This window comes from Williamsia sp. Y712, assembly GCF_059445525.1.
Map to the genome: position 1 here is coordinate 584191 of NZ_JCAIUN010000003.1, position 12429 is coordinate 596619.

Genomic DNA, 12429 nt, shown 5'->3' on the forward strand with positions numbered 1-12429 from the left:
CGCTCTGTTGCAAGGAGATAGCGATGACTGACGTTCAGGTCGAGACCGGTTTGCTCGCCGGTGATCAACGGATGCTGATCGATGGGAAGCTGCAGTACACCGCAAGTGGCGCACTCTTCGACGTGATCCACCCGGGGTCCGAGCAGGTGGCCGGCCAGGCGACGGACGGCACCGTCGCGGACATGGAACGGGCCGTCGGTGCTGCACGCCGGGCATTCGACGAGACCGACTGGTCCCGCGATGTCGAGTTCCGGTACCACTGCCTGACGCAGCTGCATGAGGCGCTGGAACGCAACAAAGAACGAATCCGGCGGATCGTGGTGACCGAGGTGGGTTGCCCGATCAGCATGACCAGCAGTCAGGTCGAGGCCCCGATCGCGGAGGTCAAGCATTGGGCCGAGTACGGCCGAGCGTTCGACTACCTCGAAGACACCGGTGTCCACGAGACGGTGATGGGGCAGGCGCGGCACCTGATCCACTATGACCCCGTGGGTGTTGTCGGTGCGATCACGCCGTGGAATGTGCCGTTCTACCTGAACATCGCCGAGACCGTGGCACCGCTGATGGCCGGGAACACCGTGGTGCTCAAGCCCGCTCAGTGGACACCGTGGTCCGGCAGCGAGCTGGGCCGGATCGTCGCCGAGGAAACCGACATCCCGGCCGGAGTGTTCAACGTGGTGGTCTCGAACGCCAATGAGGTGGGTGCGGCGCTGTCGGCCGATCCGAGGGTCGACATGATCACGTTCACCGGGTCCACGGCCACCGGGCGGGCGATTCTGGCTGCCGGAGCCGCGACGGTGAAGAAATCACTGATGGAACTGGGTGGCAAGTCCGCTCATATCGTCTGCGATGACGCCGATCTCACCGCCTGCCTGCCGATGGCGGCGATGATGGCATGCGCGATGTCGGGACAGAGTTGCATCCTGCCCAGCCGAATCCTGTTGCCGCGTAGCCGTTACGAGGAGGGGCTGGCGATTCTGGCGGCAACGATGCAGAACATACCGATGGGCGATCCGTGGCAAGAGGGCATCATGCAAGGCCCGCAGATCAGCGAAACCCAACGGAACAAAGTCCTCGGTTTGATCCGGTCGGGTATCGATTCCGGAGCCAGGGTGATCACCGGTGGCGGCATCCCGGAGAACCTACCGACCGGCTACTACGTCGAGCCGACACTGCTCGCCGACGTCGACCCCGATTCGCAAGTGGCGCAGGAGGAGATCTTCGGCCCGGTTCTGACCGTGATCCCGTATGACACCGACGACGAGGCGATTGCCATCGCCAACAACTCGATCTACGGACTGTCGGGCGAGGTCAGCAGTGCCGACAACGACAGGGCACTGCGTATTGCCCAGCGATTGCGGACCGGCAGTGTCACCGTGAACAGCAAGTCGTTCTTCGGGATCACCAGCCCGTTCGGTGGCACCAAACAGAGCGGTCTGGGCCGACGCAACGGCGACTTCGGTTTCAAGGAGTACCTCGAGGTCAAGACCATCGGCCAGCCCGTGTAGAACAAGAACACCACTCGGCTCGTTCGGGGGTTCGGCGATCACGGGAAACAGGGAGCGCGATGGGAACGACGAACAACTGGGGTCGCTGGGGCGCCGATGACGAACGGGGAGCGCTCAACCTGCTCACTCCGGATGTGGTCAAGGCCGCGCTGAACGCCCCGAAAACGGGCAAGGTCTACTCGCTGAGTATCCCGATCCAGCGATCCGGGACCCCGAACTTCGAGTTCCGCGGCGCACCACAGCGTCTGACGCTCGCGGGACAGGGGGATGAGGCGTTTCATCGTTCGGTTGGCGGAGCAGAGGGTGTGGGCGCCAACGAGGACATGCTCGTGATGGCGGCGCACACCGCTACGCATCTTGACGCTCTCGGCCATGTGTACGAGGGTCGAAAGTTGTACAACGGCTTCTCTGCGGAGGATGTCTCTTCGATGAGTGGTGCACCGCGATGCGGTATCGACAAGATCGGTGCAATTGTCGGTCGCGGGGTACTCGTGGACATAGCTGCGTCACTTGGTGTCAGTGCGCTCGATCCCGGACATGTCATCACCGTTGCCGAGTTCGAACAGGCGTTGTCGACGCAGTCCGTCGAACTCCGTTCGGGCGACATCGTGTTGATTCGCACCGGGTGGCTCGAGGGGTATATGAACCCGGATGATGGATTCGATATTCATCCCCAACCTGGTATCGGCCTCGAATTGGCGAAGCATCTTGCTGCGTCGGATGTTTCAGTGGTCGGGGCGGACAATTCTGCGGTCGAGGCATTGCCGTTCGATCAGGGCGTCTACCTGGGGTCGCATATTGTCCTGCTGGTGTCGCACGGAATTCATCTGGTGGAGCATCTTGCGCTGCAAGATCTCTCGCGGGACCGGTGCTACGAATTCCTGCTCACCATCGCGCCACTGAACATCCCCGGGGCGACGGGCAGTCCCGTCACGCCCATCGCAGTCGGGTAATCCGAAGGCGGCTGGGATCGGCAGCGTTCAGTAGTCCACGGCGTCTCGAATGATGGGGCAGGTCATGCAGTGCCCACCACCGCGACCCCGGCCGAGTTCGGCTCCGACGATCGTGATGACCTCGACACCGGCTTTACGGAGCAGTGTGTTGGTCAACGTGTTGCGGTCGTATGTGAAGACCACACCGGGTTCCAGGGCGACCGCATTGTTGCCGCTGTCCCATTGCTGTCGTTCGGATTGGTAGACGTCGCCGCCGGTTTCGATGACGTGCAAAGACTTCAGATTGAGAGCTTTCGCGACGACGTCGACAAACGCCGCACCCTCGTTGTCGATGACGTCAACGCCCGGTGCGGTATCTGAGGGCACGAGGGTGAAGGTGTGTACCGCATCCATGATCGTGGGATAGAGCGTTACGATATCGCGGTCGGCGAAGGTGAAGACGGTGTCGAGATGCATGGCCGCCCGCAGTTTGGGCATACCTGCCACGATGATCCGCTCGGCGGCGCCCTGGGCGAACAATGCCGCGGCGACCTGCGTGATCGCCTGCCGTGACGTGCGTTCACTCATCCCCATCAGAACGACACCGTTACCGACCGGCATGATGTCGCCGCCCTCGAATGTTGCCTGTCCCCACTCGCTGTCAGGATCACCCCACCACACGGTGGAGCCGACGAAGTCGGGATGGAAGTCGTAGATCGCCTTGTAGATGAGTGTTTCGTCTTTGCGGGCCGGCCAGTAGAGGGGATTGAGGGTCACCCCGCCGTACAACCAGCAGGTGGTATCCCTCGTGTACAGAGTGTTTGGTAATGGTGGCATCAAATAGTCACGGGGACCGGCCGATTCGCGGGCCAGACTGACGTACCCGGAGCGGAAGTCGTCGGGTAGGTCCGCGGTCGACAGGCCGCCGATCAGCACTTCGGCAAGGTGTCGGGGCTCAAGGGTTTCCAGGTATCCGCGGGTGTCGTCGACCAAACCGAGCCCGACGCGGTTGGGAACAATCTTTCTGTCCAGCAACCAATCTCGGGCGCCCGGAGTGCGCAACGTCTCGGCCAGCGCGTCGTGCAACTCGACCACATCGACACCGCGACCGGTGAGTTTGTTGACGAAGTCGGCGTGATCACGCTGCGCGTTTTCCACCCACATCACGTCGTCGAACAACAGGTCGTCGCTGTTCGTGGGAGTCAGGCGGCGGTGTGCGAGGCCTGGGGCGCACACCATCACCTTGCGAAGGCGGCCGACTTCGGAATGAACCCCGTAGGTGGTAGCGGGCGAGGAGCCTGAACTGCTGGTCATTGTTGTCCTTTCGCGCTGGGTCGAGCAAACTGATCACTGGCCGGATACAGGTCAGATGGTGATGTATCCCATTGCCAGGCCGATGATTCCGGCGACGGCTCCGGTGAAGAGCACGCCGCAGAGAACCATCTCTGGGGGTGTGAAGGTGCGCTCACCGGCCTCGCGGCGGGACTTGATGTAGAGAGCTGTGCCCGGCGCGTAGACGATGCATGAGAGCAGCAAGAACTCGGGGCCGGCGGCGACGATGAGGAACAGGGTGTAGATGGTTGCCAGGGCCGCGATGATCAGCGGCCGCTTTTCGATCGTGGCGCCGGGCTTTCGGTCGATCGCGATCTTGAGTGCGTAGGCCGCCGCGAGGAAATAAGGGATCAGCGACAAGCTTGTACAAAGGTCGAGTAGGAAGTTCAGTGCGTCGTCGGAGAACAGCACCACAACAATTAGTGCCTGCACCATCACAGACGTGAGCAACAACGCTGCGATCGGTGCTCCGGCACCATTCTTGCGGCGCAGAAAGCGCGGCATGTCCTGATCTTCAGCGGGTATGAACAGCACCTCGGCAGCCATCAGGGTCCACGCGAGATAGGCGCCGAGAACGGAGACCACCACACCGACGCTGATGAATACGCTGCCCCAGTCACCGACGATGTCTGCGAGTAGTGGTGCCATCGAGGGCTGGCGCAGGTCGGCGATTTCCTCGCGGGGCAACACGCCGTACGACAACAGTGTCACTGATGCGAAGACACACAGAACGCTGACAAATCCCAACACCGTTGCCCGGCCGACGTCTTCGCGTCGGCGGGCGTATCGGGAATAGACGCTCGCGCCCTCGATACCGAGGAAAACGAACACCGTGATCACCATGGTGTCCTTGACCTGTTCGAACACCGCCGACACCGAGAAGTCGTCAGTACCCCAGAAGTTGTCGTAGAAGACCCCGGTGTCCAGGGCGAGGGCGGCCAGCACGATGAACACCAGGATCGGCACGATTTTTGCGACGGTGACGATGCGGTTGATGACCGCTGCATCCTTCACCCCACGCGCAATCAGCGCCGCAAACACCCAGATCCCGATGGTCGACAGCACTGCGGCAAGGACGGTGTCGCCTTTACCCAGCGCCGGCCAGGCCTGGCCGATCGTGGTCATGATGAACACCCAGTAGAAGGCGTTGCCTGCACAGGCACTCGCCCAGTAGCCGAAGCCGGAATTGAATCCCACGTAGTCACCGAATCCGGCTTTGGCGTAGGAGAACACACCCGCATTGAGGTGCGGTTTACGAACCGCGAGATGCTGGAAAACCAGTGCCAGGGTCAACATTCCGGCACCGGCGATGATCCATGCGATGATCGCGGCCAACGCTCCGGCGGAACCACCGAACCGGGCGGGCAGCGAGAACACCCCGGCGCCGATCATCGATCCCACGACCATTGCGGTCAGGGTGGGAACACTCATTCGGGATGAACTGGTGGCAACTTCTTCACTGGTGGTGGCCATACGCCCATTTCCCATGCCCCGGCATGTGCCATTTGTTGAACGCCGTCCTTGAAAATAGACGATAGCCGTTCCGGCGTGAATGTGAAGCGCAACTAAGCGAGTCCACCTTTATGCTGCGATTAGGGCTCTGACCCTTAACCTCTCGTTTACAGAAGGTGGGGGAAAGGATCAGACCTTGAAGCGGCCGGCAAAGCCTCGCAACGGCATGTCGGCGCTGGTGAGAATGCCGGGCTTGGCATCGACAACACTTCTGATCGCATTGAGTGCCGGAAGTCCGGTGACGGTCATGCCGATTGATGCAAAATCCTCTGGATTATCCAGTTTGACACCGGGTTTGGGGAAGATCATGTGCTTGCTGTAGATGTTCGGGTCGCCCGAGATCTGGGTGATGTAGCAGCCCTTGATGTCCCAGGACGGACTGGTGTACGGGGTCATCTGCCATTCGAGGTGCGATTCGATGCGGGGTATCCCGTCGACCAGGCCCTGGTATTTGATGTAGTTGGCGCCCAATGAACCCTTGGGTAGCTGATACCAGCCGAGATCGATGTCCTTGGTGCAGGCGCCGAGTTCATAGGAGAACGTGACCTCGTCGAGTTCGAGGCCGAAACAGTCGGCCATCAGATAGACGCTGTCGGCGAATACGCGCGTGTATTTCTCGAGGGAGCCGGGGATGCTGGGGTCGTCGACCGATACGCCGTAGCCGACTTCTTTCCAGGTATCGACCGAGTGGTGACAGGAGACGTCCACCGATTCGATCACGGTGACGTTCTCGATCTCCGACACGTCGGCGCTGTGCGCCACCGCGAGGATCTGGTTGAGACCGGGATTCATGCCGGTGCCATAGAACGTCGAACCCCCACGCAGGCAGGCGTCCTGCAGGACCTCGGATACCTTTCGGCCCGACGGGTGTGGGTGGTTCTGGTTGCGATGGTGTCCGGTGATCCAGTCTGCGGTCGTGACGATGTTGATGCCGGCTTCGAGGACCTTTTCGTACAGCGCTTCGTCGGGGAAGACCCCGTGGAAGGTCAGTACGTCGGGCCGGGCCGAGGTGATCTCCTCGATGGTCCCGGTGGCAATCACGCCGTTGGGATCGAGCCCGGCGAGCTCGCCGGCGTCGCGTCCGATCTTCTCCGGTGTGTAGCAGTGCAATCCGACCAGCTCGAGATCCGGGTGGTTGCCGATACGCTTGATCATCTCGGTGCCTACGTTGCCCGTCGCCACCTGGAATACGCGAATGCGGTCAGCCTCTGTGTTGCTCATCGGTGAAGTCCTTTCGTCGGGTAGAACTGCGTGGCCCATTGCCGCAATTGCGTGAAGCCCTCGTATTCGCCCCGTGACAGGGCTGGGGGGTCGGAGTAGCGCTGATGCGACCAGATGTTGATGTCGGCGACAAACTGCTCGATGACCGCATCGGCGAGAAACTTTGCCCCGCGCGGGATTTCGGTACGTTGGTCGTTTGGTTTCCGGCCGATCCAGACGCTGAAGCGGATGTCGGAGGTGAGATCGTCGACGGGTGTCACGGCGGTGAGCGTTCGGTTGTCGATCATGCCCCAGCTCTTGGTGGCCGCGACCCCGAGGCCGGCGTTGATCGCCTGTACGCCGCTGTTGACCTCGTCGGCCTTGGTGTTCTCGTCGAAGGCGATCGTGAAGTCGACGTATGAGGTGGGTTCGGTGAAATCGTGCCTGGTGATGTCGGGCATGAACGGGACCTTGTGGACGAACTTGAAATGCGCGAAGTCCACACCGTTTTCCATGACGTACTGCGGATGCAACTCCAGATCGGGCCGGAACAGCGTTGCCTGGGGATAGGACGGGTAATAATCAGCGGCAGTGCAGTTGTCGTCGAATCCGGCGAGGACGTCGGGGACGTCGAAATAGGGTTCGGCGCGATCGACGTCATGCCAGATGAAGATCGATTCGTTGAGTTCGGCCACCGGATAGGTCCGGATGCGTCGGCCCTTGTTCGGGTGCTTCTCGTAGGGGATGCAGACGTTGCGGCCCTGGCTGTTCCACTCCCACCCATGGAATGGACAGACGATGCGATCGCCTTCGACATGTCCGCCGTAGCCGAGGTGCGCGCCGAGATGCTCACAGTAGGCGTCCATCACGGACACCTCGCCGGTGGCGGATCGCCACGCGACCATCTCGGTGTCGAAGTACTTCATCCGGTGGACGTCGCCGACCCCGATCTCGGCGGCCCATGCCACCTGAAACCAGCCGGTGGGTTTCATCGACAGGGGCGTTCTGGCCATCTGGCATCCCTTCGTCCGGCAGAGTCCCGACTCGATCTGTCCAGAATCGTAGTGGGGTCTGTGAAAAAAGAACAGAGGGTTCGGTGAAACTCGGTTTCGGTGCGTGCAGCAGATAGAGTTGCCCAGGTGAGCGAATCGGGCGTGGTCGGCAGGCGTAGCAACAAACGCGGCCTGGCCACCCGAGAATCGATGTTGGACACCGCATTACGGACGCTGGCCACCGGCGACCCGGCGGCGGTGTCAGGTAACCGGATCGCCAAGGAAATCGGTGCGACCTGGGGTGCGGTCAAATATCAGTTCGGCGACATCGACGGGCTGTGGGCAGCGGTTCTGCAACGTATCGCGGAACGTCGGGGTGATCTGCCGGTCAGTGCGCCGGCCGACGCGTCACTGCAGGTGCGGGTCGGCGCCATCGTCGACAACATGTACGAGGGTCTGACCGTCGGCGATTCCCGGGCGATCGAGAACCTGCGGGCCGCGCTGCCGCGTGAGCGCGCCGAGCTCGAACGCCTGTTTCCGCGCACCGCCGCAGAGTTCGAATCGTGGGGTAGGGCCTGGCTGGACACGTGCCGTCGGGCCTTCGCCGGCCTGGATGTGGATCCAGACCGGGTTGCCGAGGTGGCCGCGTTCATCCCCGGCGCGATGCGTGGGATCGTCTCGGAGAAACAACTCGGCACATACACCGACCTCGATCTTGCGCGACGCGGGATCACCAACGCGATCGTCGCCTATCTGCAGCCCCACTGATCTGATTCTGCGGTGATCGACTCAAACGACCGCTCGTTCGATGTTGATCAGTTCGTCGAGAACCGTCTGCAGTGCCGGATTGGGATCGGCGGTGCGCCAGGCGGCACGCAGATCGACATCGGGTACGGAATCGGTGACGGGGATGAAGACGACCTGTGGGTCGCTGACATTCCTGGCCACCGATGCCAGCGTCAGATGGACGCCGACCTCGGCACTGACCAGCGCCAGGGCGGTCTGCGTGTCGGGGGCGATCTGCGCGATGGTGACGACAAAGCCGCCTTCGCGGGCCAGGCGGCGCAGCCGATCGGGTAGGACCGATCCCTCGTGTGGCGGCAACGAGATGAAGTTGTCCTGCTCCAGCGCGGCGATCGGGACCCGGCGAGCTGTTGCCAGCCGGTGGGTGTCGGGTACCGCCACCACCAGGGAGTCGGTCATGACCACCCGCACGGACACCTCGGCGGGGATGACATCCCACCGCCCGAAGTTGATGTCGGTCTCGCCGGTGAGCAGCTTGGTCATCGATGGTTGCGCGAAGTTCTGGCTGGAAAGCTCCAGCGCGATACCGGGACGACGGGAGCGCACCTCCCGGGCCAGCCGGGCGACGAGTCGATGGGTCGAGACGCCGGCGAAGGCGATGCGGACCAGGCCGACGTCTCCGTTGTCGGCGCCGCGCACCTGCTCGCCCGCGCGCCGAACCGCGTCGAGGACCTCGGTCGCCGGCTCGATCAGTGCCCGCCCGCTGACGGTCAGCTTCACCGAGCGGGTGTTGCGTTCGAACAGGGTGGTTCCGAGGTCACGCTCGAGCTGCTTGATGATCCGGCTCAGCGGTGGCTGCGCCATGTCGAGACGGGCGGCGGCCCGTCCGAAGTGGAGCTCGTCCGCAACAGCGAGGAACGCGCGCAGTTGTGCGACGTCCATCTGAGGTCCCTCTCGTCGACTATTGCGATATTCGTATTACAGAAGCCCGGATTGGGTATTGGACCGATCATAATAATGGGGCAATAGTGTTGGAATGGACACGCTCAATCCGGACGTACCCGACGACGTCTTCGCTGACATCCTCAAGCAGGTCAACCAGTTCGTGCGGACCCGCGTGGTGCCGCGTGAGCTCGAGATCATGAAGACCGACACGATCCCCGACGACCTGCGCACCCAGGTGGCGCAGATGGGCCTGTTCGGTTACGCGATACCCCAGGAGTGGGGCGGCCTCGGGCTCAACCTGATCCAGGACGTCGAGCTGGCAATGGAATTGGGCTACACCTCGTTGTCCCTCCGATCGATGTTCGGGACCAACAACGGGATCGCCGGTCAGGTGCTGGTCGGATTCGGCACGGATGAGCAACGCGCACAGTGGTTGCCGGGCATCGCTTCTGGGGACGTGGTCGCGTCCTTTGCGCTCACCGAACCCGGTGCGGGTTCCAATCCGGCCGGCCTGAAGACAACCGCACGGGTCGATGGTGACGGATGGATCATCGACGGGGGCAAGCGGTACATCACCAACGCGCCGAACGCGCATCTGTTCGTTGTCTTCGCGCGCATCTCGCCGGCGCCGGAGACCGGCAACGGCATCGCGGTCTTCCTCGTCCCGGCTGCGGCGGAGGGTGTCGAGATCGGTCCGAAAGACGCGAAGATGGGACAAGAAGGTGCGGCCACCGCCGAGGTGGGTTTCAACGGAGTTCGGGTCGGGCCGGAAACCCTGGTCGGATCAGACGCCGAGGTCGGGTACCGCGCTGCGATGATATCGCTCGCACGTGGCCGGGTGCACATCGCGGCCCTGGCGGTCGGTCAGGCCCAGCGGGCGCTCGACGAGTCGGTTGCGTACGCGGCGACCGCAACTCAGGGTGGCACGGCGATCGGGGATTTCCAGCTGGTGCAGGCGATGCTGGCCGACCAGTACACCGGCGTGATGGCTGGACGCGCCATAGTGCGTGATGCGGCCAGGGCCTGGGTCGAAGGCACCGACCGGCGTATCGCGCCCTCGGCGGCGAAGCTGTTCTGCACCGAGATGGTCGGCAAGGTGGCCGATCTCGCGGTCCAGGTTCACGGCGGCGCCGGCTACATGCGGGACGTGCCGGTGGAACGGATCTACCGGGACGTCCGGGTGCTTCGGTTGTATGAGGGCACCAGCGAGATCCAGCGCCTCGTCATCGGCGGCGGCCTGATCCGTGCCGAGAAGAAGAAGCTGTCATGACATTGCCGCTCGAGGGGTTCACCGTGGTGTCTGTCGAGCAGGCGGTGGCTGCCCCGCTCGCCACCCGCAATCTCGCTGATCTCGGTGCCAGGGTGATCAAGGTCGAACGGCCCGACGGCGATCTGGCACGTAGCTACGACCACCTCGTCGAGGGCACGGGCGCACACTTCGTCTGGCTCAATCGCGGCAAAGAATCCGTCGCCGTCGACCTGAAGAGCAGCGACGGCCTCGACGCCGTGCGCAGGCTGATCGCCCGCGCCGACGTCTTCGTCCAGAATCTCGCACCCGGCGCAGCGCAGCGACTGGGACTCGGTGCTGACGATCTCCGCGAAAACCACCCCGAACTGGTGGTGGTGAATCTGTCCGGGTTCGGTGCGGGTGGTCCGCTGGAGCAGCGCAAATCCTACGACATGCTCATCCAGGCCGAGGCCGGTCTCATCTCCGTCACCGGCACGCCGGAGACCGCGGTGAAAACCGGGATACCGACCGCCGACATTGCATCCGGAATGTATTGCGCGCAAGCGGTTCTGGCCGCGCTGCTGCGTCGGGCAACCACCGGTGATGGGGCGGTGATAGATGTGTCGATGCTCGAATCGACGGTCGAATGGATGGGCCATGCCATGTACACGCAGATGTACACGGGCACGCCACCGCCGCGAATGGGGTTGAGCCACATCTCGATTGCTCCCTACGATGCGTTCGAGACCAGCGACGGACAGATCCTGATCGGGGTGCAATCCGATCGTGGTTGGCGAGCGCTGGTGACCGAGGTACTCGACGCGCCGGAGTTGGCCGACGATCCGCGCTATGCCACGAATGTGGCGCGGGTCGAGAATCGAGCCGGCTGCGATGCGGAGGTGAGTGCGCGCACGAGGCTTCGCAGCACCGCCGACCTCGACGCCGCGCTGGGGGCTGCCGGTATCCCGGCAGCACAGATCAAAGAACTCGACCAGGTGGTCGACCACCCGCAACTTGCCGCCCGGAATCGGTGGCGCACCATCGGGACCGAACACGCCCGAGTGCAGGCGTTGCTACCGCCGGTCACATTCGCCGACTTCGAAGCGCCGATGGGCGATGTGCCTGCACTCGGGCAACACACCCGTCGCCTGCTTCTGGAATCAGGTCTTTCCGGCGAGGCCGCTGACGCTCTGATCGCCGGCGGTGCCGCGGTCCAACCACCCGAGTATCACCCCGCTGAGAATCACCCCGAAAAGACGCAGTAGCGCCATATCTCACGCAGAATCGTTCAACGCCGAAAGGACATCATGCTGGACAACCGCACTGCCGTCATCACCGGAGGAGCCCAGGGGATAGGGCTGGCCATCGCCCGGACGTTCGCCGACAACGGCGCCCGGATCGTGATCGGCGATCTCGATGAGGCCAAGGCCAAGGAAGCTGCCGCCTCATTGTCGGCCGACGCGATCGGCGTGCGCGCCAACGTGACGTCCGCCGATGACGTGGCAGCCTTGCTCGCGGCTGCGACGGACACCTTCGGCTCCCTGGATGTGATGGTCAACAACGCCGGCATCACCCGCGATGCCACCATGCGCAAGATGACCGAGCAGCAGTTCGACGACGTCATCGACGTCCACCTCAAGGGTTGCTGGATCGGCACCCGACTCGCCTCCGGCATCATGCGGGAAAACGGCGGCGGATCGATCATCAACATGTCGTCGATCTCGGGCAAGGTCGGGATGTTCGGACAGACGAACTATTCGGCGGCCAAGGCCGGGATCGTGGGCCTGAGCAAGGCGGCCGCCAAAGAAGTTGCCCACCTGGGTGTTCGAATCAACGTCATAGCGCCCGGACTCATCCGCACCGCCATGACCGAGGCCATGCCGCAGAAGGCATGGGATTCGAAGATGACGGAGATCCCGATGGGACGAGCCGGTGAGCCGGACGAGATCGCTTCGGTGGCACTGTTCTACGCCTCGTCGATGTCGTCCTATATGACCGGGACCGTTGCCGAAGTGACCGGCGGACGCCACATCTGA

Annotated in this window: 11 protein-coding genes; 6 read left to right on the forward strand and 5 right to left on the reverse strand. The window is 62.9% G+C overall.

Annotated elements, in window-relative coordinates; genetic code table 11:
• The first annotated feature begins 23 nt into the window (after positions 1-23).
• Both AC1D75_RS22045 and AC1D75_RS22050 read left to right on the forward strand, forming a co-directional pair.
• On the forward strand, positions 24-1508 hold the full coding sequence (locus AC1D75_RS22045; RefSeq protein ID WP_495517446.1) for an aldehyde dehydrogenase family protein: 1485 nt from the start codon (positions 24-26) through the stop codon (positions 1506-1508).
• Between the two features lie 59 nt (positions 1509-1567).
• Positions 1568-2461 carry a cyclase family protein gene (locus AC1D75_RS22050; RefSeq protein WP_495517447.1) on the forward strand — a complete coding sequence of 298 codons (894 nt, stop codon included), beginning with the start codon at positions 1568-1570 and terminating at the stop codon, positions 2459-2461.
• 27 nt (positions 2462-2488) lie between these two features.
• On the opposite strand, the gene AC1D75_RS22055 is transcribed toward AC1D75_RS22050, so the two are convergent.
• The 4 genes from AC1D75_RS22055 to AC1D75_RS22070 all read right to left on the reverse strand — a co-directional run bounded on the left by AC1D75_RS22055 (position 2489) and on the right by AC1D75_RS22070 (position 7497).
• Positions 2489-3754: an arginine deiminase gene (locus AC1D75_RS22055; RefSeq protein ID WP_495517448.1), complete on the reverse strand. Its 1266-nt coding sequence runs from the start codon at positions 3752-3754 to the stop codon at positions 2489-2491.
• A 51-nt stretch (positions 3755-3805) separates the two neighbouring features.
• Complete coding sequence (locus AC1D75_RS22060; protein ID WP_495517449.1) at positions 3806-5245, reverse strand: basic amino acid/polyamine antiporter; 1440 nt, start codon at positions 5243-5245, stop codon at positions 3806-3808.
• 168 nt (positions 5246-5413) lie between these two features.
• Positions 5414-6505 carry an NAD(P)H-dependent amine dehydrogenase family protein gene (locus tag AC1D75_RS22065; protein ID WP_495517450.1) on the reverse strand — a complete coding sequence of 364 codons (1092 nt, stop codon included), beginning with the start codon at positions 6503-6505 and terminating at the stop codon, positions 5414-5416.
• Complete coding sequence (locus AC1D75_RS22070) at positions 6502-7497, reverse strand: Rieske 2Fe-2S domain-containing protein (protein ID WP_495517451.1); 996 nt, start codon at positions 7495-7497, stop codon at positions 6502-6504. Before AC1D75_RS22070 ends, AC1D75_RS22065 begins: the two co-directional genes overlap by 4 nt.
• 189 nt (positions 7498-7686) lie before the next feature.
• Between AC1D75_RS22070 and AC1D75_RS22075 the strand changes: the two genes are divergently transcribed.
• Complete coding sequence (locus AC1D75_RS22075; RefSeq protein WP_495517681.1) at positions 7687-8244, forward strand: TetR/AcrR family transcriptional regulator; 558 nt, start codon at positions 7687-7689, stop codon at positions 8242-8244.
• A 21-nt stretch (positions 8245-8265) separates the two neighbouring features.
• Here AC1D75_RS22075 and AC1D75_RS22080 read toward each other — a convergent pair whose 3' ends face one another.
• Complete coding sequence (locus tag AC1D75_RS22080) at positions 8266-9162, reverse strand: LysR substrate-binding domain-containing protein (RefSeq protein ID WP_495517452.1); 897 nt, start codon at positions 9160-9162, stop codon at positions 8266-8268.
• Positions 9163-9256: 94 nt separating this feature from the next.
• Here AC1D75_RS22080 and AC1D75_RS22085 point away from each other — a divergent pair, with 94 nt between their 5' ends.
• The 3 genes from AC1D75_RS22085 to fabG are packed head-to-tail and all read left to right on the forward strand — an operon-like array spanning position 9257 to position 12429.
• On the forward strand, positions 9257-10435 hold the full coding sequence (locus AC1D75_RS22085; protein WP_495517453.1) for an acyl-CoA dehydrogenase family protein: 1179 nt from the start codon (positions 9257-9259) through the stop codon (positions 10433-10435).
• Entirely contained in the window at positions 10432-11658 is a 1227-nt protein-coding gene (locus AC1D75_RS22090; protein WP_495517454.1) for a CaiB/BaiF CoA transferase family protein, read from the forward strand. Before AC1D75_RS22085 ends, AC1D75_RS22090 begins: the two co-directional genes overlap by 4 nt.
• Before the next feature lie 42 nt (positions 11659-11700).
• Positions 11701-12429, forward strand: a complete 729-nt coding sequence (gene fabG, locus AC1D75_RS22095) for a 3-oxoacyl-ACP reductase FabG (protein ID WP_495517455.1) — start codon at positions 11701-11703, stop codon at positions 12427-12429.